This is a genomic window from Pseudomonas sp. TH08, from assembly GCF_016651275.1.
Taxonomy (GTDB): Bacteria; Pseudomonadota; Gammaproteobacteria; order Pseudomonadales; family Pseudomonadaceae; genus Aquipseudomonas.
This window is the reverse complement of sequence record NZ_JAEKEE010000001.1, coordinates 1,037,727-1,059,731: the sequence shown is the minus strand read 5'-3', so window position 1 is coordinate 1,059,731 and position 22,005 is coordinate 1,037,727. Positions and strand designations below refer to the sequence as shown.

At 59.4% G+C, this 22,005-nt stretch carries 20 protein-coding genes and 1 pseudogene; 9 read left to right on the top strand and 12 right to left on the bottom strand.

Annotated elements, in window-relative coordinates; genetic code table 11:
• Positions 1–24: 24 nt before the first annotated feature.
• The 4 genes from spoT to JFT91_RS05050 form a co-directional block, all read right to left on the bottom strand.
• Entirely contained in the window at positions 25–2,130 is a 2,106-nt protein-coding gene (gene spoT, locus JFT91_RS05065; RefSeq protein ID WP_007920338.1) for a bifunctional GTP diphosphokinase/guanosine-3',5'-bis pyrophosphate 3'-pyrophosphohydrolase, read from the bottom strand.
• Positions 2,131–2,187: 57 nt separating this feature from the next.
• Positions 2,188–2,451 carry a DNA-directed RNA polymerase subunit omega gene (rpoZ, locus tag JFT91_RS05060; protein ID WP_007894670.1) on the bottom strand — a complete coding sequence of 88 codons (264 nt, stop codon included), beginning with the start codon at positions 2,449–2,451 and terminating at the stop codon, positions 2,188–2,190.
• A 167-nt stretch (positions 2,452–2,618) separates the two neighbouring features.
• Positions 2,619–3,239 (bottom strand): guanylate kinase, encoded by a 621-nt coding sequence (gmk, locus tag JFT91_RS05055; RefSeq protein WP_201231730.1) that lies wholly within the window; start codon positions 3,237–3,239, stop codon positions 2,619–2,621.
• Between the two features lie 10 nt (positions 3,240–3,249).
• A complete protein-coding gene (locus tag JFT91_RS05050; protein WP_201229277.1) occupies positions 3,250–4,113 on the bottom strand; it encodes a YicC/YloC family endoribonuclease in 864 nt (287 codons plus the stop codon).
• Positions 4,114–4,382: 269 nt separating this feature from the next.
• Between JFT91_RS05050 and rph the strand changes: the two genes are divergently transcribed.
• The 3 genes from rph (at position 4,383) to gltS (ending at position 7,113) form a co-directional block, all read left to right on the top strand.
• Entirely contained in the window at positions 4,383–5,105 is a 723-nt protein-coding gene (gene rph, locus JFT91_RS05045) for a ribonuclease PH (protein ID WP_201231729.1), read from the top strand.
• A 28-nt stretch (positions 5,106–5,133) separates the two neighbouring features.
• Positions 5,134–5,502 carry a DUF4870 domain-containing protein gene (locus tag JFT91_RS05040; RefSeq protein ID WP_201229275.1) on the top strand — a complete coding sequence of 123 codons (369 nt, stop codon included), beginning with the start codon at positions 5,134–5,136 and terminating at the stop codon, positions 5,500–5,502.
• A gap of 402 nt (positions 5,503–5,904) precedes the next feature.
• On the top strand, positions 5,905–7,113 hold the full coding sequence (gltS, locus tag JFT91_RS05035; RefSeq protein WP_201231728.1) for a sodium/glutamate symporter: 1,209 nt from the start codon (positions 5,905–5,907) through the stop codon (positions 7,111–7,113).
• 108 nt (positions 7,114–7,221) lie between these two features.
• On the opposite strand, the gene crc is transcribed toward gltS, so the two are convergent.
• Positions 7,222–8,001 (bottom strand): catabolite repression control protein Crc, encoded by a 780-nt coding sequence (crc, locus tag JFT91_RS05030; protein ID WP_007920349.1) that lies wholly within the window; start codon positions 7,999–8,001, stop codon positions 7,222–7,224.
• Positions 8,002–8,083: 82 nt separating this feature from the next.
• Here crc and pyrE point away from each other — a divergent pair, with 82 nt between their 5' ends.
• Positions 8,084–8,728 (top strand): orotate phosphoribosyltransferase, encoded by a 645-nt coding sequence (gene pyrE, locus JFT91_RS05025; RefSeq protein ID WP_076564544.1) that lies wholly within the window; start codon positions 8,084–8,086, stop codon positions 8,726–8,728.
• 161 nt (positions 8,729–8,889) lie between these two features.
• Here pyrE and argB read toward each other — a convergent pair whose 3' ends face one another.
• From argB to coaBC, 4 genes and pseudogenes are all read right to left on the bottom strand, one after another.
• Positions 8,890–9,795, bottom strand: coding sequence for an acetylglutamate kinase (gene argB / locus JFT91_RS05020; RefSeq protein ID WP_003229488.1), 906 nt, complete (start codon positions 9,793–9,795; stop codon positions 8,890–8,892).
• A gap of 17 nt (positions 9,796–9,812) precedes the next feature.
• A pseudogene (locus JFT91_RS05015) lies at positions 9,813–11,189 on the bottom strand (phosphomannomutase/phosphoglucomutase); the annotation flags it as partial.
• Positions 11,190–11,506: 317 nt separating this feature from the next.
• The gene (gene dut / locus JFT91_RS05010; protein WP_034152055.1) at positions 11,507–11,962 is read right to left on the bottom strand and encodes a dUTP diphosphatase; all 456 of its coding nucleotides are present in this window, start codon (positions 11,960–11,962) and stop codon (positions 11,507–11,509) included.
• A 5-nt stretch (positions 11,963–11,967) separates the two neighbouring features.
• Positions 11,968–13,176 carry a bifunctional phosphopantothenoylcysteine decarboxylase/phosphopantothenate--cysteine ligase CoaBC gene (gene coaBC / locus JFT91_RS05005; RefSeq protein WP_201231726.1) on the bottom strand — a complete coding sequence of 403 codons (1,209 nt, stop codon included), beginning with the start codon at positions 13,174–13,176 and terminating at the stop codon, positions 11,968–11,970.
• A gap of 135 nt (positions 13,177–13,311) precedes the next feature.
• On the opposite strand from coaBC, the gene radC reads away from it, so the two are divergent.
• Complete coding sequence (gene radC / locus JFT91_RS05000) at positions 13,312–13,986, top strand: RadC family protein (RefSeq protein ID WP_201147456.1); 675 nt, start codon at positions 13,312–13,314, stop codon at positions 13,984–13,986.
• Between the two features lie 135 nt (positions 13,987–14,121).
• Here radC and JFT91_RS04995 read toward each other — a convergent pair whose 3' ends face one another.
• Positions 14,122–15,708: an ABC transporter substrate-binding protein gene (locus tag JFT91_RS04995; RefSeq protein ID WP_201231725.1), complete on the bottom strand. Its 1,587-nt coding sequence runs from the start codon at positions 15,706–15,708 to the stop codon at positions 14,122–14,124.
• A 448-nt stretch (positions 15,709–16,156) separates the two neighbouring features.
• Here JFT91_RS04995 and rpmB point away from each other — a divergent pair, with 448 nt between their 5' ends.
• Together rpmB and rpmG are read left to right on the top strand one after the other, a co-directional pair.
• A complete protein-coding gene (rpmB, locus tag JFT91_RS04990) occupies positions 16,157–16,390 on the top strand; it encodes a 50S ribosomal protein L28 (RefSeq protein WP_007920377.1) in 234 nt (77 codons plus the stop codon).
• Positions 16,391–16,401: 11 nt separating this feature from the next.
• The gene (rpmG, locus tag JFT91_RS04985; protein ID WP_003177274.1) at positions 16,402–16,557 is read left to right on the top strand and encodes a 50S ribosomal protein L33; all 156 of its coding nucleotides are present in this window, start codon (positions 16,402–16,404) and stop codon (positions 16,555–16,557) included.
• A 179-nt stretch (positions 16,558–16,736) separates the two neighbouring features.
• On the opposite strand, the gene JFT91_RS04980 is transcribed toward rpmG, so the two are convergent.
• Positions 16,737–17,099 carry a cupin domain-containing protein gene (locus JFT91_RS04980; protein WP_150649022.1) on the bottom strand — a complete coding sequence of 121 codons (363 nt, stop codon included), beginning with the start codon at positions 17,097–17,099 and terminating at the stop codon, positions 16,737–16,739.
• 240 nt (positions 17,100–17,339) lie between these two features.
• Between JFT91_RS04980 and JFT91_RS04975 the strand changes: the two genes are divergently transcribed.
• The gene (locus JFT91_RS04975) at positions 17,340–18,833 is read left to right on the top strand and encodes an aldehyde dehydrogenase (RefSeq protein ID WP_016985821.1); all 1,494 of its coding nucleotides are present in this window, start codon (positions 17,340–17,342) and stop codon (positions 18,831–18,833) included.
• A 261-nt stretch (positions 18,834–19,094) separates the two neighbouring features.
• A complete protein-coding gene (locus JFT91_RS04970; protein WP_201231724.1) occupies positions 19,095–20,240 on the top strand; it encodes an MFS transporter in 1,146 nt (381 codons plus the stop codon).
• Positions 20,241–20,429: 189 nt separating this feature from the next.
• On the opposite strand, the gene JFT91_RS04965 is transcribed toward JFT91_RS04970, so the two are convergent.
• Positions 20,430–21,998 carry a phospholipase D-like domain-containing protein gene (locus JFT91_RS04965; RefSeq protein ID WP_201231723.1) on the bottom strand — a complete coding sequence of 523 codons (1,569 nt, stop codon included), beginning with the start codon at positions 21,996–21,998 and terminating at the stop codon, positions 20,430–20,432.
• Positions 21,999–22,005: the final 7 nt, after the last annotated feature.

Below are 22,005 nucleotides of genomic sequence, written 5' to 3'. Positions count from 1 at the left end.
GTATGACTCCTTGTTAGGTGTGAGTTATGCGCGCATGCGGGTAATGCGGATTACCCCGGTCAAGGCGCGCAGCTTCTTGATCACGCGGGCCAGGTGCACACGGTCGTGGACGCTGACCACCAGTTGCACGACGCTGATGCGACCATCGCGTTCGTCCATGCTGATTTTCTCGATATTGCCGTCGGCCGCGTTGACGCTGCTGGCCAGCAGAGCGATCAGGCCGCGCTGGTGTTCCAGTTCGACGCGCAGCTCGACGTTGAATTCGCCGGTGACATCCTTGGCCCACGAGAGCTGGATGCATTTTTCCGGGTTGTGCCTGATTTCGCTGATGTTGCGGCAGTTGTCCAGGTGCACGACCATGCCTTTGCCCGCCGACAGGTGCCCGACAATCGGGTCGCCCGGAATCGGCGTGCAGCACTTGGCGTAGCTGAGCACCAAGCCTTCGGTGCCGCGAATCGCCAGCGGGCCTTCCGGGCTCGGCAACTGTTCGCCTTCGCCGAGCAGGCGGCGGGCGACCACATAGGCCATCCGGTTGCCCAGGCCGATGTCTTCGAGCAGGTCTTCAATCAGTTCGAGGCGGTATTCAGTGAGCATCGCCTTTACGCGTTCGGCCGGGATTTTCTCCAGCGAACTGTCGAAACCGTTGAGCACCTTGTTCAGCAGGCGTTCGCCGAGGCTGATCGATTCGGAGCGGCGTTGCAGCTTCAGCGCATGACGGATGTGCGTGCGCGCCTTGCCGGTGACGACGAAATTCAGCCACGCCGGGTTTGGCCGTGCGCCCGGAGCACTGACGATCTCGACCGTGGAGCCGCTTTGCAGCGGTTCGGACAGCGGCGCGAGACGCCGGTTGATCCGGCAGGCAATGCAGCTGTTGCCGACGTCGGTGTGTACCGCGTAGGCAAAGTCGACCGCCGTGGAGCCTTTCGGCAGCTCCATGATCCGGCCTTTGGGCGTGAACACGTAAACCTCGTCCGGGAACAGGTCGATCTTCACGCTCTCGATGAATTCCAGCGAGTTGCCGGCACGTTGCTGCATTTCCAGCACACCCTTGACCCACTGGCGGGCGCGGGCATGGGTGCCTTTCGGCTGCTCGTCACCGCTGGATTTGTACAGCCAATGGGCGGCGATGCCGTTGTTGGCCATCTCTTCCATTTCGCGGGTGCGGATCTGGATTTCGATCGGTACGCCATGCATGCCGAACAGCGTGGTATGCAGAGACTGATAGCCGTTGGCCTTGGGGATCGCGATGTAATCCTTGAAGCGCCCTGGCAACGGTTTGTACAAATTATGTACAGCGCCTAGCACGCGGTAGCAGGTATCGACCTTGTCGACGATGATCCGGAACGCGTAGACGTCCATGATCTCGTTGAAGGCCCGACGCTTGCCGCGCATTTTCTTGTAGATGCCGTAAAGGTGTTTCTGGCGACCGCTGACTTCGCCCTGTATGCCGTCGATCGCGAGGCAATGACCAAGGGATTCTTCGATCTTGTTGACGATTTCCTTGCGATTGCCCCGGGCGCGCTTGACCGCCTGGTAGATCCGCGCGGAACGCATCGGGTGCATGGCCTTGAAGCCGAGGTCTTCGAATTCGATGCGAATGGCGTGCATGCCCAGCCGGTTGGCGATGGGTGCATAGATTTCGAGGGTTTCCTTGGCGATGCGCCGGCGCTTTTCGCCGGACAGCACTTCCAGCGTGCGCATGTTGTGCAGGCGGTCGGCGAGCTTGACCAGGATCACGCGAATGTCGCGGGCCATGGCCATGGCCATTTTCTGGAAGTTTTCAGCCTGGGCTTCGGCCTTGGTCTCGAAATTCATCTGAGTCAGTTTGCTGACCCCGTCGACCAGTTCGGCCACGGTTTCACCGAACTGCGCTTGCAGCGCTTCTTTGGCGATACCGGTGTCTTCGATCACGTCATGCAGCATCGCCGCCATCAGGCTTTGATGGTCCATGTGCATGTCGGCAAGAATATTGGCCACGGCAAGAGGATGCGTGACGTACGCCTCGCCGCTGCGACGGCGCTGACCGTCATGGGCTTGTTCGGCGTAGAAATACGCTCGGCGGACCAGGTTGACCTGGTCGTTGCCGAGGTAGGTCGATAAGCGATCGGCGAGGGCGTCTATGCTCGGCATGATGATTCCTGCCGTAGGCTGTGATCCCGCGCCGTGCTACGTCGACCAGGCATAGGCTTAGACGGCCTCGTTGGACTCGTCCTCGAACGCTGCGAACAGCGGTTCGTCTTCGACGATTTCAGCGTTGGCGATGAACTCGTAGCTCATCAGGCCTTCAGCGATTTCACGCAGCGCTACAACGGTAGGCTTGTCGTTTTCCCACTGAACCAGTGGCTCTTTGCCGCCGGTGGCCAGTTGACGGGCACGTTTGGTAGAGAGCATGACCAGCTCAAAACGGTTTTCCACGTGGTTCAGGCAGTCTTCAACGGTTACGCGGGCCATGGTATTCCTCGGAGCGAATGCAATATGCGCGCTGCCCGGTTGGGCGAGCGGACTCAACAGTTTAAAAAATCACCAGCGATTAGGGAAGCGCTGATTTTTTGACCAAGCCCTTCAACGCGCTGCAAGTGCCAATGTAAAGCGCTTGCAGGCATTTTGGGAAGTGCTGATTAACCGAGCAATTCGGCCAGCAATTTGCCATGAAGCTGTTGCTGACGCTTCTGAATGAGCTGATTGGCACGGAAAATCGCCTTCAGATCGTCCAGCGCATGGGCGAAATCGTCGTTGATGATCAGGTAGTCGTACTCGACGTAGTGGCTCATCTCGCTGACCGCTTCACGCATCCGGCCATCAATGATTTCGTCGCTGTCCTGGCCACGGTTGGTCAGGCGCTGGTGCAGCGCTTGCAGCGATGGCGGCAGGATAAAGATCGAACGCGCCTGCGGCATCAGCTTGCGTACCTGCTCGGCGCCTTGCCAGTCGATTTCCAGAATCAGGTCATGGCCTTCGTCCAGGGTCTGCTGCAAGTGGCTCTGCGAAGTGCCGTAGAGGTTACCGAAGACTTCGGCGCGCTCAAGGAAATCGCCGTGCTCGATCATCTTCACGAACTCGTTGCGCTCGACAAAGTGATAGTTCACGCCGTTTTCTTCACCCGGACGCATGGCCCGCGTGGTGTGGGAGACCGACACGCGGATCTCCGGGTTGGCGTCGGTCAAAGCCTTGACCAGGCTGCTCTTGCCTGCGCCCGAAGGGGCGGAAATGATGTACAGGGTGCCGGTGCTGTGGGTCATGTCTGTTGCCTTACTCAATATTCTGCACTTGTTCGCGCATCTGCTCGATCAACACCTTAAGGTTGACCGCCGCCTGGGTGCTGCGCGGGTCGAAGGCCTTGGAGCCCAGTGTGTTGGCTTCGCGGTTGAGCTCCTGCATCAGGAAGTCCAGGCGACGCCCGGCTGCACCGCCGGACTTGAGCACCCGGCGAACTTCGATGATGTGAGTGCTCAGGCGATCCAGTTCTTCAGCCACGTCGCTCTTTTGCGCGAGGATGACCATTTCCTGTTCCAGACGCTGCGGATCCAGCTCGGCCTTCATGTCGGCAAAGCGGTCGAGGACTTTCTGGCGCTGAGTGGCGAGCATTTGCGGCACCAGTTCGCGCAAGGTCACGACGTCTTCTTCGATGGACGTCAGGCGCTCGTTGATCAGGCGTGCCAGCTCCGCGCCTTCGCGCTCGCGGCCGGCCTTCAACTCTTTCAGGCCCTGATTGAACAGGGCCAGCGCGTCGGCATTCAGTGCTTGCGGGTCGCTGGCATCGGCGACCAGTACGCCGGGCCAGGCCAGCACTTCCAGTGGATTCAGCGCTGCCGGGTTTTTGATCAGGCCGGCGATGGTTTCGGCGGCAGCGACCAGTTGCGCGGCGCGCTCGCGATCGACTTGCAGGGGTTTGCCGGTGCTTTCTTCAGTGAAACGCAGGGTGCATTCCAGTTTGCCCCGCGACAGCCCCTGACGCAGCGCTTCGCGCACTGCGCCTTCGAGATCGCGAAAGGACTCCGGCAGGCGCAGATGCGGCTCCAGATAGCGGCTGTTGACCGAGCGCAGTTCCCAGCTCAGGGTGCCCTGTGCGCCGGCTTTCTCGACGCGGGCGAAGGCAGTCATGCTGTGCACCATGGTGGTACCTCGCAATGCAGATCGGCGCGAAACTTGGGTTCCGCAGGCGCGATATGAATGAATTTAAGCCGACTGGCAGCAAAGGCGCAGGATTGTAGCGCAGTGCGGCGAATGCGCCCAAACACACGGTGTGACAAAGGGCTGCAGCCCGTCGGTAATGCGTGTTTCAAGGCCTTCGATCGTCGGCCCGAATTTTTAACAAGTGCCCAGTCGCAGTGCAGCGCTCTATAATGCTCGGCAGTTTTCCGTCCTCAGTACAGGTATCTCCTATGAAACGTCCAAGTGGTCGCGCTGCCGATCAGCTCCGCTCGATCCGCATTACCCGCAACTACACCAAACACGCCGAAGGATCGGTGCTGGTCGAATTCGGTGATACCAAAGTCATCTGCACCGTCAGCGTCGAAAACGGCGTGCCGCGTTTCCTCAAGGGTCAGGGCCAGGGTTGGTTGACCGCCGAGTACGGCATGCTGCCGCGCGCCACTGGCGAGCGTAACCAGCGTGAAGCGAGCCGTGGCAAGCAGGGCGGCCGCACGCTGGAAATCCAGCGTCTGATCGGCCGCTCCCTGCGCGCGGCGCTGGACATGTCCAAGCTGGGCGACGTCACCCTGTACGTCGACTGCGACGTGATCCAGGCTGACGGCGGCACCCGCACGGCGTCCATCACTGGCGCCATGGTTGCACTGGTCGATGCGCTGAAAGTGATCAAGAAGCGCGGCGGCCTGAAAGGCGGCGACCCGCTCAAGCAAATGATCGGCGCGGTATCGGTCGGCATGTATCAGGGTGAGCCGGTACTGGATCTGGATTATCTGGAAGACTCCGCCGCCGAGACCGACCTCAACGTGGTGATGACCAGCACCGGTGGTTTCATCGAAGTGCAGGGCACCGCTGAAGGCGCGCCGTTCCAGCCGGAAGACCTCAACGCCATGCTGGAACTGGCCAAGAAAGGCATGAACGAGATCTTCGAATTGCAGAGCGCCGCACTGGCTGACTGAGCACATTGATAACCGCAAGGAGAATGCGATGAGTGACCAGCAAGAGCTACTGCCCAAGCCGAGCCAGGAGGTTCGTCAATGGGCGATGTTTTGTCACTTGTCGGCCTTGCTGGGAGTCTGGATTCCGTTCGGCAATTTGATCGGGCCGTTGATCCTCTGGCAGATGAAGCGTGAAAAGGATCCGTTTATCGATGCCCAAGGCAAAGAGGCGCTGAATTTTCAGATCACCGTGGCGATTGCCTCATTGGTCTGCTTCCTGCTGATGGTGCTGATCGTTGGTTTCTTCATGATCGGCATTGTGGCCATTGGCGCACTGGTGTTGACGATCATTGCCGGGGTCAAGGCCAACGAAGGTTATCCGTACCGGTATCCGTTTACCTGGCGGTTGATCAAATAACGGTCGGCGCAAACTCCCCCGTGGGAACTGTTGTAATTCGTAGCGCTTAAAAATAAATGCCCTGACTAGTCAGGGCATTTGTATTTTTGCAACTGGATTAATTTCCTTGGTGCGTAGGATTAGTCTATTTGCGATGACTGGACGCATAAGCTGTTACATCAATTTCGTGTTTACACTTTTAGTCACAACTGCGGCGCCATAGTGCTGTCCGCGATCTTGGCAATTGGACTTCGTGGTTGTTAAAGTCGTCGCACGTTATATTCCTGTTGAAATATTTCGATATATTCAGACCATCGAAGGTTCTTGAATTTCACAGCAATCAGTGTTGAGACGATCAGCCGGTTCATGGGGCGTGGTTAGGTAAAACGTGCGCCTCTGAATTTATAGCCAAGAATAATCCCAATGATTCAGCTTGATTTTTATGGAACGCTTGTAGCTGCCTCCTTAGTGCTTCTGCTGGGACGCGGACTTGTTACACGTGTCGGATGTTTGCGTAATTACAATATCCCCGAGCCCGTCGCAGGCGGTTTAGTGGTTGCTCTGGTTTTATTGGTGTTGCGCACTTTCGATATTGAGATTCGATTCGACACTTCCCTGCAGATGCCGTTGATGTTGGCATTTTTTGCCACCATCGGATTGAGTGCAGACTTTGCCAGCCTGAAGAAGGGTGGCCGGGTCGTCGGTATATTTCTATTGGCGGTCACCGGGCTTCTGGTCGTTCAGAACGCCATGGGCATCGGCCTGGCGACAATGCTCGGGCTGGATCCGTTGATGGGCTTGCTGACGGGCTCGATCACCTTGGCGGGCGGCCACGGTACGGGTGCTGCGTGGGGAACGGTGTTCAGCGAGAAATACGGCCTGGCGTCTGCTTCCGAACTGGCGATCGCCTCTGCGACATTCGGCCTGGTGCTGGGTGGCTTGATTGGTGGCCCGGTGGCTCGCCTGCTGATCAAGCGCGTTCAAGTGCCGGGCTGCAATCCACAGGAAACGCCACGGTTGCCAAAGGGGTTTGAGCAGCCGAACAAAGAGCGCTCGATTACGCCGTTTTCGTTTATCGAGACCCTGGCCTTGATCGCAGTCAGCCTGCTGGGCGGCAACCTCTTGAATGGCCTGCTGCAAGGAACGGCGTTTGAGTTGCCGACGTTTGTCTGCGTGCTGTTCGTCGGGGTCGTTCTGCGTAACGGGTTGTCAGCGCTGGGCTTGTATCAGGTGTTCGAGCGCGAAGTTTCTGTGCTGGGAAATGTCAGCCTGTCGCTGTTCCTCGCAATTGCCTTGATGTCGCTCAAATTGTGGGATCTGGCCGCTCTGGCGTTGCCGATCTTCATCATTCTGGCTGTACAAGCCTTGGTCATGGCGCTCTTTGCGATCTTCGTGACGTTCAGAATGATGGGTAGCAACTACGATGCGGCGGTATTGGCAGCAGGCCACTGCGGTTTCGGGCTGGGCGCGACGCCAACGGCCATCGCCAACATGCAGGCGGTGACTCAGCGCTACGGGCCTTCGCAGATTGCGTTTCTAGTGGTGCCGATGGTGGGCGCGTTCTTCATCGACATCATTAACGTGATCGTTATCAAGCTGTACCTGGCACTGCCGTTTTTCGCTGCCGTCTGATCCACGGCTCATGTCCGGCAGATCGTTGATCTGCTTTAGCGTGGGTTAGCGCATAAAAAATGCCCGTATCTCGCGATACGGGCATTTTTTATGTCTACGAATCGACGCTTAGATGGTCAGCGTCCAGTCGTAGTCGACGATCAGCGGCGCGTGCTGCGAGAACCGTGGCTGACGTGGCAGGCGTGCGCTGCGCACAAAGCGGCGCAGACCCGGCGTCAGGATCTGGTAGTCGAAGCGCCAGCCGAGATTGAGCATCTCGGCCTGTTCGTTGTCCGGCCACCAACTGTACTGATCGCCTTCACGGCTGACTTCGCGCAGGGCATCGACATAGCCCATGTTGCCGACAATCTCGTCCATCCAGGCGCGTTCTGGCGCCAGGAAGCCCGGGGATTGCTGGCTGTCGCGCCAGTTCTTGATGTCGAGCTTCTGCTGCGCGACGTACAGCGAGCCACAATAAATGTACTCGCGACGTTTACGCCGCTGTTTGTCCAGATACTTGCCGAAGTCGTCCATGAGCTTGAACTTCTGATTCAAGTCCTCATCGCCGTTCATCCCCGAAGGGAGCAGCAAGGTGGCAATACTGACTTTGTCGAAATCTGCTTGCAGGTAGCGCCCGTAGCGGTCGGCCGTCTCGAAACCGAGACCGCTGATGACAGCCTTCGGTTGCAACCGCGAATACAAAGCCACGCCACCTTGGGCAGGGACTTCAGCATCGCAGGCATAAAGGAAGTAGCCATCCAGTTGGAAGGCTGGGTCATCCAGTTCAAAGGCGGAGGCACGGGTGTCCTGCAGGCAGATGACGTCGGCATTCTGAGCTTGCAGCCAACTGAGCAAACCGCGCTCGACTGCCGCCTGAATACCATTGACGTTCACACTGATGATCCGCATAAATGGCCCCAAAAATCGCGTGCGTGTATGATACACGGCGTCAAGCTAATTAGCTAAATCCGTGGTATTTGGGGTTTTTTTCATGCAAGCGTATCAGCGCGATTTCATTCGTTTTGCCATCGATCGCGGCGTTTTGCGCTTCGGTGAGTTCACCCTGAAGTCCGGGCGCACCAGTCCCTACTTCTTCAACGCCGGCCTGTTCAACTCGGGCTCGGCCCTGGCGCAGTTGGGGCGTTTCTACGCCGCAGCCATCGCTGAAAGCGGCATTTCCTTCGACGTCCTGTTCGGCCCGGCCTATAAAGGCATCCCGTTGGCGGCAACTACCGCCGTGGCATTGGCCGAGCACCACGACCGTGACCTGCCATGGTGCTTCAACCGTAAAGAAGCCAAGGCACACGGCGAAGGCGGCAGCCTGGTCGGCGCACCACTGACCGGTGATGTACTGATCATCGACGACGTAATCACCGCCGGCACCGCCATCCGCGAAGTGATGCAGATCATCGCTTCCCAGGATGGCGCGAAGGCCGCCGGTGTGCTGATCGCCCTGAACCGTCAGGAGCGCGGCAATGGTGAGTTGTCGGCGATCCAGGAAGTCGAGCGTGATTTCGGCATTCCGGTGATCAGCATTGTTTCGCTGAATCAGGTGCTGGAATTCCTCGCGGACGATCCACAGCTCAAGCAGCACTTGCCGGCCGTGGAAGCGTACCGCGCTCAATTCGGCGTCTGATACGACATCATTCTGTAGGAGCTGGCGCAGGCTGCGATCTTTTGACTTCGGCTTATAAAAACCAGATCAAAAAATCGCAGCCTTCGGCAGCTCCTACGGGGATTGCAGGCAAAAGACCCCGCTCAGTCAGGCTGAGCGGGGTCTTTTATGTGCGCTTCCGGTTAAGGACGCTTGCGATTGCTGATCAGCGTGCCCACACCGGTATCAGTGAAGATTTCCAGCAGGATCGCATTCGGCACACGACCGTCGATGATCAGCGAGCTGCCCACGCCGCCCTGAACCGCTTCGAGCGCGCAACGGATCTTCGGCAGCATGCCGCCGTAGATGGTGCCGTCGGCGATCAGATCGTCGACCTGCTGGGTGCTCAGGCCGGTCAATACGGTGCCCGACTTGTCCATCAGGCCGGCGATGTTGGTCAGCAGCATCAACTTCTCTGCTTTCAGCGCTTCGGCAACTTTACCGGCGACCAGGTCGGCGTTGATGTTGTACGACTCGCCGTTCTCACCCACGCCAATCGGCGCGATGACCGGGATGAAGTTGCCTTTGACCAGCAGGTTGAGCAGTTCGGTGTTGATCCCGACCACTTCGCCGACCTGACCGATGTCGATGATTTCCGGCTGGGTCATCTCCGGCGTCTGACGGGTGACAGTGAGCTTCTTCGCGCGGATCAGCCCGGCGTCTTTACCGGTCAGACCGATGGCGCTACCGCCGTGACGGTTGATCAGGTTGACGATGCTTTTGTTGACCTGACCGCCCAAGACCATTTCCACCACGTCCATGGTCGCGGCGTCGGTGACGCGCATGCCATCAACGAAGTGGCTTTCGATCGACAGGCGCTTGAGCAGATCACCGATCTGCGGGCCGCCACCGTGAACCACGACCGGGTTGATGCCCACGGCTTTCATCAGCACGATGTCGCGCGCAAAGCCGGTTTTCAGCTCCTCGCTTTCCATCGCGTTGCCGCCGTATTTGATCACCAGGGTCTTGCCGACATAACGTCGGATGTAAGGCAACGCTTCGGACAGGACCTGGGCGGTATGGGCGGCGGCTTCGCGTTCGAGGGTCATTCAGGGCTCCGGGTGGATCAAAACGGTAGTTGGAGATCAGGTGCAACGCGTTTCAGTTGGGCGTGGAACACATCCTTGATGCGCTGCAATTCAGCCTCGTCATCGGCCTCGAAGCGCAGCACCAGCACCGGCGTGGTGTTGGACGCGCGCACCAGGCCCCAGCCTTTGGCGTAGTCGACTCGCACGCCGTCGATGGTGGTCAGGTCAGCGCCTGCGCCCCACTGTGCGTCGTGCAGTGCATCAATGATGCTGAATTTGCTCTCTTCGGTCACATGGATATTGATTTCCGGCGTAGAAATATCGTTCGGGAAGGTCGCAAACAGCTCCTCCGCCGTGGATTTTTCCTTGCTGAGGATCTCCAGCAGCCGGGCGGCGCTATAGATACCGTCGTCGAAACCGAACCAGCGCTCCTTGAAGAAGATGTGCCCGCTCATTTCACCGGCCAATAGCGCGCCGGATTGTTTCATTTTCTTTTTGATCAACGAATGACCAGTCTTCCACATTAGCGGCCGACCGCCATATTCCTTGATCAGCGGTACCAGGCGACGGGTGCATTTGACGTCGAAGATGATTTCCGCGTCCGGGTTGCGCGCCACCACGTCACGGGCGAACAGCATCAGCAGGCGATCCGGGTAGACGATGCTGCCAGTGTTGGTTACCACGCCGACGCGGTCGCCGTCGCCGTCGAACGCCAGACCGATGTCGGCGTTGGTTTCCTTGACCTTGGCGATCAGGTCGACGAGGTTCTCAGGCTTGCCCGGGTCCGGGTGATGGTTAGGAAAATTGCCGTCGACTTCGCAGAACAGCGGGATGACTTCGCAGTTCAGCGCTTCGATCAGTTGCGGGGCGATCACCCCGGCCGCGCCGTTGCCGCAGTCGACCACGACCTTCATGCGCCGGGCCAGTTTGATGTCCTGGACGATTTCGGTGTTGTAGCGGTCGAGGATCTCGACTTGGGTAACGCTGCCGTTGCCGCTGCTCAGGTTGTTGGTCTTGAGGCGTTCGTGCAGGGCCTGGATCTGTTCGTTGGCGAGGGTGTCGCCGGCGATGACGATCTTGAAACCGTTGTAGTTCGACGGGTTGTGGCTACCGGTGAGCATCACCCCGGATTTACCGGCCAGCACGTTGGCGGCGTAGTACAGCGCCGGCGTTGGCACCAAGCCAACGTCGCTGACGTGGCAGCCGCTTTCGGCGATACCGCGAATCAATTCTGCGACCAGCTCCGGGCCGGACAAGCGACCGTCACGACCGACGGACACATTCGGCTCGCCTTGCGCCAGGCTCTGCGAACCGATGGCGCGGCCGATCCAGTAAGCGGTTTCGGCATTGAGGAATTCCGGCACGGTGCCGCGAATGTCATAGGCGCGGAAAATGCTGTCGGGCAGCGTCGGGGCGATCTTGGCTGGGGTGCTCATCTACGGAAATGCTCCATCTCGAAAGTGGCGGGACAGACCGACGAATCGTTCGACGGCAGGCTCAAACTGAAGGGTATGACGGCGTTTTCCACAGAGAGTTCGTGGTGTGAAAGGGCCATGACGCCTCGGCTGGCGTGGCTTTCGGCCGGCAAAACCTTGATTTACGGTGTTAAAACCTGCCGCACAAATTGCACAAATTTCTCTCCTGTAGGAGCTGCCGCAGGCTGCGATCTTTTGATTTTGTTTTTAAAGAATCAAGATCAAAAGATCGCAGCCTGCGGCAGCTCCTACATGGGTTATTTGGTGCCGGTATGGCCAAACCCGCCGGTGCCGCGTTCGGTTTCGACGAACTCTTCAACCATTTCGAAGTGTGCCTGCACCACCGGTACCAGCACCAGTTGCGCCAGACGTTCGCCGACGGTCATGGTGAAATCGGACTGGCCACGGTTCCAGCACGACACCATCAGCGGGCCCTGGTAATCGGAGTCGATCAGGCCAACGAGGTTGCCCAGCACGATGCCGTGTTTATGGCCCATGCCCGAGCGCGGCAGGATCAGCGCGGCGAGGTTCGGGTCGCCGATGTAAACCGACAGACCGGTCGGGATCAGCACGGTTTCACCCGGTTTGATCACGATGTCCTGATCCAGCATGGCGCGCAGGTCGAGGCCGGCGGAGCCTGGCGTGGCGTATTGCGGCAGCGGGAAATCGGTGCCGATGCGTGGGTCGAGGATCTTGGCTTGCAAAGCGTGCATGTAAATTAAACCTGGTTCAGACGTTCGGCGATAAAAGTGACCAGTTGGCGAGCGATCTTGCTCTTGCTGGTCTGGGCGAAAACCGTGGCGTGCAGCGCACGGTCAATCACGCTGCAGGCGTTTTCTTCGCTGTTGAAACCGATGCTCGGGTTGGCGACGTCATTGGCGACGATCAAATCGAGATTCTTGTCCTTCAGCTTGCGCGCAGCGTAGTCGAGCAGGTGTTCGGTCTCGGCGGCGAAGCCAACACTGAACGGACGGTCGGGACGGGTCGCAATGGTGGCCAGGATGTCCGGGTTACGCACCATTTGCAGGACGAAACCGTCGCCGCTCGTAGGATCTTTCTTGAGTTTTTGCGGGGCGACGACTTCCGGGCGGTAGTCCGCAACTGCTGCCGAGGAAATGAACACGTCGCAGGGGATCGCGGCTTCACACGCGGCGAGCATGTCGCGAGCGCTGACCACGTCGATGCGGGTGACACGATCCGGGGTCGGCAGGTGCACCGGGCCGCTGATCAGGGTCACACGGGCGCCGGCTTCCACCGCAGCTTCGGCGAGGGCGAAGCCCATTTTGCCGGAGCTGTGGTTGGTGATGTAGCGCACCGGGTCGATATTTTCCTGAGTCGGGCCGGCAGTGATCACCACGTGTTTGCCGGTCAGTGCCTGACGCTGGAAGCAGTCCGCCGCGCATTGCGCCAGATCGGTAGCTTCCATCATGCGGCCCATGCCGACGTCGCCACAGGCCTGGCTGCCAGAGGCCGGGCCGAAGGTCTTCAGGCCACGGCTTTCCAGGAGTTGCAGGTTGGCCTGGGTCGCCGGGTCGCGCCACATCGCCTGATTCATCGCCGGCGCGACGGCCACGACGGCGTCGGTGGCCAGTACCAGCGTGGTCAGCAGATCGTTGGCGATGCCTTGCGCCAGGCGGGCGATCAGGTCGGCGGTGGCCGGGGCGATCAGCACCAGATCGGCCCACTTCGCCAGCTCGATGTGGCCCATTGCTGCTTCGGCAGCCGGGTCGAGCAGGTCGAGGTGAACCGGGTGCCCGGACAGCGCCTGCATGGTCAGCGGGGTGATGAATTCGGCGCCGCCGTGGGTCATGACCACGCGCACTTCAGCGCCCTGATCGATCAGGCGACGAACCAGATCGGCGCTCTTGTAGGCCGCGATGCCGCCGCCGACGCCCAGAACGATGCGTTTCCGATACAGCCGCTGCATAGGTCTGCCTTTCATTTCGTGGGTGACATACGTGGCGAAACCCCCTCCCCAGGGTGAATCCGCCCGCAAAAAAGATGGGCTAAGATATCACAGCGACCGCTACGGAACAGCGGCGCCCACAGACAGGGAAGTGCTATGAGTATTCGCGATTGGCCTGCGGCGGAACGGCCGCGGGAAAGGTTGTTGGAACACGGTGCAGCGAGCCTTTCGGACGCTGAGTTATTGGCCATATTTCTGCGTACCGGATTGCCCGGATTAAGTGCTGTGGATCTGGCGCGCAACCTGCTGACTCAATTTGGCAGCCTGCGTTTGCTGCTTGAGGCCGATCAGGACGCATTCAGCAAACAATTGGGTCTCGGGCCGGCGAAGTTTGCGCAACTGCAAGCGGCTCAGGAAATGAACAGGCGGCATCTGGCTGAGAAATCACGGCAGAAACCGGCCCTGGAAAACCCTCAGGTCGTTCGCGATTATCTGAAGTCGATGCTGCGTCACGAGCCGCATGAGGTGTTTGGTTGTCTGTTTCTTGACTCCAAACATCAGGTCCTGAATTTCGAGATACTTTTTCGTGGCTCGATCGACAACACCAGCGTGCATCCCCGCGAGGTAGTTAAGCGATGTTTGGCCAATAACGCGGCGGCGTTGATCCTGTGCCACAACCATCCATCGGGGAACACCGATCCGAGCCAGGCTGATCGATTGCTGACCAAGCGCCTGCAAAAGGCGCTGGAGCTGATTGATGTGCGGGTGCTGGATCACTTCATCATCGGTGACGGCGAGCCGCTGTCGATGGCGGAATGTGGCTGGATGTAACTCTCAAAGACAAACACTAAACCCTTGTGGGAGCGAGCCTGCTCGCGAAGGCGTTATGTCAGCCAGCATGGTTTTTACTGACAGACCGCTTTCGCGAGCAGGCTCGCTCCCACATTGGGCAATGTGCTGGACAGGTTATTTGAGGTTGACCCTGGAGTAGTCCTGGCGGCCGAATGGGCTCACGGAGTAACCCTGCACGTCCTTGCGGGTCAGTGCGTACGCGGTCGGGTGCGCCAGCGGCAGCCACAGCGCCTGCTGCTGAATCTGCGCCTGTGCCTGCTCGTAGAGCTTGGTGCGTACGCCTTGTTCGCTGGTGGTCTTGCCGGCGCTGATCAGCTTGTCCAGATCGGCGTTGCAGTAGCGCGCGAAGTTGGTGCCGGACTTGACTGCCGCGCAGGAAAACTGCGGCGTGAGGAAGTTGTCCGGGTCGCCGTTGTCACCGGCCCAGCCCATGAACAGCAGATCATGCTCGCCCGCCTTGGCGCGACGAATCAGTTCGCCCCACTCGATCACGCGGATCTCCGCCTGAATGCCGATTTCTGCCAGATCCGACTGCAACATCTGTGCGCCGAGGCTTGGGTTCGGGTTGAGCAAGCTGCCCGATGGGCGTGTCCAGATGGTGGTCTGGAAACCGTCCTTCAGTCCGGCCTTGGCCATTAGCGCTTTGGCTTTCGCCACGTCGTGCGGGTAGCCCGGCAGGTTTTTCGCGTAGCTCCAGGTGTTCGGCGGGTAAACGCCGTTGGCGGGTTCGGCAGTGTCTTCGAACACAGCCTTGATGTAGTTGGCCTTGTCGAACGCAAGGTTGATCGCCTGACGCACTTCCGGCTTGTCCAGCGGCGGATGCTGGCTGTTGATGCCGACGAAAGCGGTCATGAATGCGTCAGTCTTTTCGACTTTTAATGTCGGCTCTTTCTGCGCAGCCTGTACGTCCAGTGGTTTTGGTGACAGGGCGATCTGGCACTCGTTACGCCGCAGCTTTTGCAGGCGCACGTTGGCGTCCGGGGTAATGGCGAAGATCAGCGGATCCACCGATGGCTTGCCGCCGAAGTAATCCGGGTTGGCCTTGTAGCGAATTGCTGCGTCTTTCTGGAAACGAGTGAAGACGAACGGGCCAGTGCCGATCGGCTGGCTGTTGAGCTTTTCCGTCGCGCCGGCCTTCATCAGTTTATCGGCATATTCGGCAGAGTAGATCGAGGCGAAACCCATGCTCAGCGTCGCCAGGAAGGTTGAGTCCGGGTGATCAAGGGTAAACCGCACGGTCAGCGGATCGAGTGCGTCGATCTTCTTGATCAGTGCCGGCAACTGCATCGATTGCGCGTGGGGGAAGCCGCTCTGGGCCACTTTGTGCCACGGATTCGCCGGGTCGAGCATGCGGTCGAAGCTGAATTTGACGTCTTCAGCGCTTAGCTCACGGCTCGGCTTGAAGTAGTCGGTTGTATGAAACTTCACCTGTGGATGCAGCTTGAACACGTAAGTCAGGCCGTCGGTGCTGACTTCCCAGCTGTCTGCCAGACTCGGCACCACTTTGCCGCTGGCGGTATCGAAGTCCACCAGGCGGTTCATCAGCACGTCGGCCGAGGCATTGGTGGTGGTCAGCGAGTTGTATTGCACCACGTCGAACCCTTCAGGGCTGGCCTCGGTGCACACGCTCAGCGCGGCGGCCTGGGCCAATGGGCTCAGCAGGAGCGGGGCGAGCAACAGGGGTAGGGCAGCGAGGCGCATGGTCGGTTTCCTTTTACAGATCGAAGGCCCATCTGCAAGTGCAGTCTGGAAAAGGCCTACCCTAGAGGGCTGGATTACAAATGACTATCCCCTTTTTGCATTTTCGGGGCACAGTGATGGCGGTTTTTCAGACCGCGGCGCGCCGCAAAAAGTCTGTAACCGCCGCGCAGGTGATTTTCTGCGACGAGTGGTAAAAACCGGTGCCAGCCTTTATCCAAAGCGTTCGCAGGTCGAAAAAGCGCTTTTTTGTGGATTGATTGCACACGGAAAGTTGTTGCACCCCGGTCTTTCTGGTATAAAGCAGCGCTCTTTTCTAGGGGCCCGGTTCCTTCACTGTAGGTGTAGCCGGTAAGACCTCTAAAGAAACGCGGCGCCTGGCGCCAAATGACTGAGAGATTAAGCGGCCAACCCATGCCGGGTTGGGCATGTGGTTTTAGAGGGCTGAGGCATGTCGAGAGTATGTCAAGTTACCGGTAAGGGTCCGGTGACTGGGAATAACATTTCCCACGCAAACAACAAAACCCGTCGTCGTTTCCTGCCGAACCTGCAGCATCACCGCTTCTGGGTTGAAGAAGAGAAACGTTTTGTGCGTCTGCGCGTATCTGCCAAAGGCATGCGTATCATCGACAAGCGTGGCATCACTGTCGTGCTCGCCGAACTTCGCCGCGATGGCAAGATTTAAGGGAGCTAATCATGCGTGAATTGATTCGTTTGATCTCGAGCGCCGGTACTGGTCACTTCTACACTACCGACAAGAACAAGCGTACTACCCCGGACAAAATCGAGATCAAGAAATATGATCCGGTTGTTCGCAAGCACGTGATCTACAAGGAAGGCAAAATCAAGTAATTGATTTTTCCCGACTTACGAAAAAGGCCCGTATCGTGAGATGCGGGCCTTTTTTGTTGCCTGGAGTTTTGTGCTGACTGTTGCGACGCTTTCGCGAGCAGGCTCGCTCCCACAATGGAATGCGGTCGAATGTGGGAGCGAGCCTGCTCGCGAAGGGGCCGGTAATATCAGCGAAAGACTCAGGCCTTCTGTTCGAAAATCACATAGATCTTGCGGCACGCCTCCAGCACTTCCCAAGTGCCACGAAACCCCGCCGGAATCACAAAACGGTCGCCAACACGCAAGGTCTTGGCATTACCGTCGCTATCACGCAGCACCGACACGCCCTGCAAAATCTCGCAGTACTCATGCTCGGTGTAATTCACCGTCCACTGCCCAACCGCACCTTCCCACACGCCGACGCCCATTTGCCCACAAGGGCTGTCGTATTGATGGAACACGGCTTGCTCAGGATCGCCCTTGAGCACTTTGGCCGGGTCCGGGCGATAGCGTTCGGCTTCGCTGCTGGTGAGGCTGATGTCGACGACGTTCTGGATGTTCATTGTTGTTATCCCCCGTGAATACGGCGCGATTGTCTGGAAAGGGCCAAAGTCTATGTTGATTAAAATCAACACCGCAAGGCCGTACGGCCCCCTTATGTCAAATATATTGAAACAAGCCCGGTGCCTGGTTTAGGGTGGCGGGTGCCTCTGGCCGAAAAAACCGGCTGGCCGGGCAGAATTTCTGAGGACGCTGGCGAAGATCGCGCGGCGCTCGTATTCAACAAGCGGAGGACACTCGAAATGACCACCCTGACTCGTGCCGACTGGGAACAACGCGCCCGCGACCTGAAAATCGAAGGCCGCGCCTACCTCAACGGCGAATACACCGACGCTGTCTCCGGCGAAACCTTTGAGTGCATCAGCCCGGTCGATGGCCGTCTGCTCGGCAAGATTGCCAGCTGTGACGCCGCCGACGCCCAGCGCGCTGTAGAAAATGCGCGGGCCACTTTCAATTCCGGCGTGTGGTCGCGCCTGGCACCGACCAAACGCAAAGCCACCATGATCCGTTTTGCCGGCCTGCTGAAACAGCATGCCGAAGAACTGGCCCTGCTCGAAACCCTCGACATGGGCAAGCCGATCAGCGATTCGCTGTACATCGACGTTCCGGGCGCGGCACAAGCGTTGAGCTGGAGTGGTGAAGCGATCGACAAGATCTACGACGAAGTCGCTGCCACGCCGCACGATCAACTGGGTCTGGTAACCCGCGAGCCGGTCGGTGTGGTTGGCGCCATCGTGCCGTGGAACTTCCCGCTGATGATGGCCTGCTGGAAACTCGGCCCGGCGCTGTCGACCGGTAACTCGGTGATCCTCAAGCCGTCGGAAAAATCGCCACTGACCGCCATTCGCATCGCTGCGCTGGCCGTTGAAGCCGGCATTCCGAAAGGCGTGCTCAACGTGCTGCCGGGCTACGGCCACACCGTCGGCAAGGCCTTGGCCCTGCACAACGATGTCGACACTTTGGTGTTCACCGGTTCGACCAAGATCGCCAAGCAACTGATGATCTACTCCGGCGAATCGAACATGAAACGCGTCTGGCTCGAAGCCGGGGGCAAGAGCCCGAACATCGTGTTTGCCGATGCGCCGGACCTGCAAGCCGCTGCCGAATCCGCTGCCAGCGCCATCGCTTTCAACCAGGGCGAAGTCTGCACCGCCGGTTCGCGTCTGCTGGTCGAGCGTTCGATCAAGGACACATTCCTGCCGATGGTGATCGAAGCACTGAAAACCTGGAAGCCGGGCAACCCGCTGGATCCGGCGACCAACGTCGGTGCGCTGGTCGATACGCAACAGATGAACACCGTGCTGTCGTACATCGAATCCGGGCATACCGATGGCGCCAAACTGGTGGCTGGCGGCAAGCGCATCCTTCAGGAAACCGGCGGCACTTATGTTGAGCCAACGATTTTCGACGGCGTGAGCAACGCGATGAAGATCGCTCAGGAAGAGATCTTCGGGCCGGTGCTGTCGGTTATCGCTTTCGACACGGCCGAAGAAGCCATCCAGATCGCCAACGACACGCCGTACGGCCTGGCGGCGGCGGTATGGACGCAGGACATTTCCAAAGCACACCTGACCGCCAAAGCACTGCGCGCCGGCAGTGTGTGGGTCAACCAGTACGATGGCGGCGACATGACCGCACCGTTCGGTGGCTTCAAGCAATCGGGCAACGGCCGCGACAAGTCGCTGCACGCGTTCGACAAATACACCGAGCTGAAAGCGACGTGGATCAAGCTGTAAGCCGCTAAAGGGAGCCTGCCTGGTCAGGTTCCTCAATGACAATGTGATCCCTGTGGGAGCGAGCTTTTGTGGCGAGGGGATTTATCCCCGTTCGGCTGCGAAGCAGTCGCAAAATCATTGCACGCGGTGTACCTGATGCATCGCGGTTGCAGGTTTTGGGGCCGCTACGCGACCCAACGGGGATAAATCCCCTCGCCACAAAAGCGCGCTCCCACAGTGGTTTTGTGGTGCACATAAAAATAATCCACAGGAGCGTGGAACATGCGTTGGGCGACGTATTTCGCCGTGTTGGCGTCTGTCTTGAGTGTCGGCCTGGCCCTGGGGGTCAGCATGCCGCTGGTGTCGTTGCGCCTGGAAGGTTGGGGTTACGGCGCTTTCGCCATCGGCGTAATGGCGGCGATGCCGGCGATTGGCGTGTTGTTGGGCGCAAAGATCTCCAGTCATTTGGCGGCGCGTTTCGGCACGGCGAATCTGATGCGTCTGTGCCTGTGGGCGGGGGCACTGTCGATTGGTCTGTTGGCGTTGTTGCCAAGCTATCCGATCTGGCTGGCGCTGCGCCTGATGATCGGCGTGATCCTGACCATCGTGTTCATCCTCGGCGAAAGCTGGATCAATCAACTGGTGGTCGAGCATTGGCGCGGCCGGCTGGTGGCGTTGTATGGCAGCAGTTATGCGTTGAGCCAACTGTCGGGGCCGCTGCTGCTGGGTGCGCTGGGCACCGAGCATGATTACGGTTTCTGGGTTGGCGTCGGCCTGCTGCTGGTTTCGCCGTTGCTGTTGCTGCGCCGTAGCGGTGCGCCGAGCAGTGAAGCGAGCAGTGTGACGTTCCGTGACCTCTGGGGGTTTGCCCGCGAACTGCCGGCGATTGCCTGGGCGGTGTCGTTGTTCGCGGCGTTCGAGGCGATGATCCTGACGCTGCTGCCGGTGTATTGCCTGCAACAGGGCTTCACCGCTGACATCGCCTTGGCGATGGTCAGTACCGTGGTGGTGGGCGATGCGCTGCTGCAACTGCCGATTGGTGCGTTGGCCGATTACCTGTCGCGACGGACGCTGTTTGCCGGGTGCGCGGTGGTGCTGATGCTGTCGAGTCTGGCGATTCCGTTGTTGCTCGATACGCTGCTGATCTGGCCGTTGTGGGTGTTGTTCGGTGCCAGTGCCGGCGGGCTGTTTACGCTCTCGCTGATTCTGATTGGCGAGCGTTACCGCGACGATGCGCTGGTACGGGCGAATGCCCATATCGCGCAGCTTTGGGGTGTGGGCTGTCTGGTTGGGCCATTGGCGGCAGGGGCAGGTAGCCAGTGGATCAACGGGCATGCGTTGCCGCTGTTGATGGCGATCGGGGCGTTTGGGTTGGTGCTGCTGCTATTGCGCCAAGGTGCGTTTGGCCCAGTCACCGAACCTGCCTGACCCGAACCTGAAGCGCTGATGACCTGTGGCGAGGGGATTTATCCCCGTTGGGCTGCGAAGCAGCCCCAAAACCTGCGATTACGCTGCATCAGATACACGGCGTGCGATGGTTTTTACGACTGCTACGCAGCCGAGCGGGGATAAATTCCCTCGCCACGAAAGCCCTCTAAAGCAGAGATCCTTGTGTGATTACAGCATGCGTTCCAGGCCCACGGTGGTGCTGAACCACGCATTGAACCGTCGCCACCAGCTCCCCGGTTCCTTGGTCAGCGTGTGCATCTGGCCGTTGTCCTCGGTCACCCAGACGATTTTTCCATCCTGCAGTTTCGCTTCGTAGCTGAGCGCTGGCGCCATGCCTTGCAGGGCCAGTTCGCGCACGTGTTCGGCGAGCTCCGGGCTGTCCACCAGAACGCCCACCTCGGTGTTCCACAACACTGAGCGAGGGTCGAAATTGAACGAGCCGATAAACGCTTTCTGCCGATCGAAGATCATCGCTTTGCTGTGCAGGCTTGAGTCCGAGCCGCGAAACGACTTGCTGTAAAACACGTGCGGCCCGCTGCCATAGTTATCCCCAGGCTGGCGGCGCAGTTCGTACAGTTTCACTCCGTGCTCCAGCAGCGCCTTGCGATACGGCGCGTAACCGCCGTGTACCGCCGGCACATCAGTGGCCTCCAGCGAATTGGTCAGCAGGCTCACGGATACGCCGGCATCGGCGCGGCCGGTGAGGTAAACCAGCCCCGGCTGGCCCGGCACGAAGTACGCAGAGATCATGATCAGTTCTTTGCTGACGCCTCGCAGCTCCGGCGCCAGCTGCGTAGTCAGCAGCAGTTGCGGATCCGGTTCGCCATCGGACAGAACCTTGCTCGGCGCATCCCACAGCGCCTGGTTCCACGCCCAGATCAGCTCTTTGCGCCAGATGTCCATGCGCGGTTCAGTGGTGAAGGTCATCAACTGTTGGTACAGCGCGTGGTTCTGTTTGCGGGTTTCCTCCAGCGATTCCTCCAGCCGCGTGCGGGTGTTCTGCAAGTCCTTGGCCGTCGGTTTGCTGGAGAGAAATTCATCGATCGGCTTGCTCAGCGCACTGTTCCAATACTGATCAAAGCTGTGCCCGAGCTGCTCGGCCACCGGCCCCATGCTGAGCATGTCGATGTCGGTGAAATTCAGGTTCGGCTCGGCATCGAAATACTCATCGCCCAGATTGCGCCCGCCGACGATGGCCGCGCTGTTGTCGGCCAGCCACAGCTTGTTGTGCATGCGCCGGTGTTGCAGCGACAGGTTGAACAGGCGCCCGGCCGCGCGGGTCACGCCGGTGCTGCGGCCCAGGTGCAGCGGGTTGAACAGGCGAATCTGGATCTGCGGATGCGCCGCCAGCGTGGCGATGATCTGGTCGAGGCCATCACTGGTGGTGTCGTCGAGCAGGATGCGGACGCGCACGCCCCGGTCGGCGGCCTTGAGCACTTCGTCGACCAGCATGCGCGTGCTGATGCCGTCGTGGACGATGTAGTACTGCAAGTCGAGGCTGACCTGCGCGTGGCGGATCAGCTCGGCGCGGGCGGTGAAGGACTCGGTGCTGTTGGACAGCAGGCGGAAACCGGAGCGGCCCTGATGCGGCGCGGCCTGGGCCTGGATCGAACGGCCGAAGGCCGAGCTGCTGGCGGGCAAGGCCTGGCTGGGTTCACGTTGCACATCGACACTGGCGCAGCCGCTCACGAGCGCGGCAAGCATCAGCAAAGCGGGCAGGGGCTGTCTGAAGCTCACGTAGGAT

What these genes read in the sequence shown, in the direction of transcription:
- spoT (WP_007920338.1), bottom strand. Translation starts at nt 2,130, where the DNA reads ATGCCGAGCATAGACGCCCTCGCCGATCGCTTATCGACCTACCTCGGC.
- rpoZ (WP_007894670.1), bottom strand. Translation starts at nt 2,451, where the DNA reads ATGGCCCGCGTAACCGTTGAAGACTGCCTGAACCACGTGGAAAACCGT.
- gmk (WP_201231730.1), bottom strand. Translation starts at nt 3,239, where the DNA reads ATGACCCACAGCACCGGCACCCTGTACATCATTTCCGCCCCTTCGGGC.
- JFT91_RS05050 (WP_201229277.1), bottom strand. Translation starts at nt 4,113, where the DNA reads ATGGTGCACAGCATGACTGCCTTCGCCCGCGTCGAGAAAGCCGGCGCA.
- rph (WP_201231729.1), top strand. Translation starts at nt 4,383, where the DNA reads ATGAAACGTCCAAGTGGTCGCGCTGCCGATCAGCTCCGCTCGATCCGC.
- JFT91_RS05040 (WP_201229275.1), top strand. Translation starts at nt 5,134, where the DNA reads ATGAGTGACCAGCAAGAGCTACTGCCCAAGCCGAGCCAGGAGGTTCGT.
- gltS (WP_201231728.1), top strand. Translation starts at nt 5,905, where the DNA reads ATGATTCAGCTTGATTTTTATGGAACGCTTGTAGCTGCCTCCTTAGTG.
- crc (WP_007920349.1), bottom strand. Translation starts at nt 8,001, where the DNA reads ATGCGGATCATCAGTGTGAACGTCAATGGTATTCAGGCGGCAGTCGAG.
- pyrE (WP_076564544.1), top strand. Translation starts at nt 8,084, where the DNA reads ATGCAAGCGTATCAGCGCGATTTCATTCGTTTTGCCATCGATCGCGGC.
- argB (WP_003229488.1), bottom strand. Translation starts at nt 9,795, where the DNA reads ATGACCCTCGAACGCGAAGCCGCCGCCCATACCGCCCAGGTCCTGTCC.
- dut (WP_034152055.1), bottom strand. Translation starts at nt 11,962, where the DNA reads ATGCACGCTTTGCAAGCCAAGATCCTCGACCCACGCATCGGCACCGAT.
- coaBC (WP_201231726.1), bottom strand. Translation starts at nt 13,176, where the DNA reads ATGCAGCGGCTGTATCGGAAACGCATCGTTCTGGGCGTCGGCGGCGGC.
- radC (WP_201147456.1), top strand. Translation starts at nt 13,312, where the DNA reads ATGAGTATTCGCGATTGGCCTGCGGCGGAACGGCCGCGGGAAAGGTTG.
- JFT91_RS04995 (WP_201231725.1), bottom strand. Translation starts at nt 15,708, where the DNA reads ATGCGCCTCGCTGCCCTACCCCTGTTGCTCGCCCCGCTCCTGCTGAGC.
- rpmB (WP_007920377.1), top strand. Translation starts at nt 16,157, where the DNA reads ATGTCGAGAGTATGTCAAGTTACCGGTAAGGGTCCGGTGACTGGGAAT.
- rpmG (WP_003177274.1), top strand. Translation starts at nt 16,402, where the DNA reads ATGCGTGAATTGATTCGTTTGATCTCGAGCGCCGGTACTGGTCACTTC.
- JFT91_RS04980 (WP_150649022.1), bottom strand. Translation starts at nt 17,099, where the DNA reads ATGAACATCCAGAACGTCGTCGACATCAGCCTCACCAGCAGCGAAGCC.
- JFT91_RS04975 (WP_016985821.1), top strand. Translation starts at nt 17,340, where the DNA reads ATGACCACCCTGACTCGTGCCGACTGGGAACAACGCGCCCGCGACCTG.
- JFT91_RS04970 (WP_201231724.1), top strand. Translation starts at nt 19,095, where the DNA reads ATGCGTTGGGCGACGTATTTCGCCGTGTTGGCGTCTGTCTTGAGTGTC.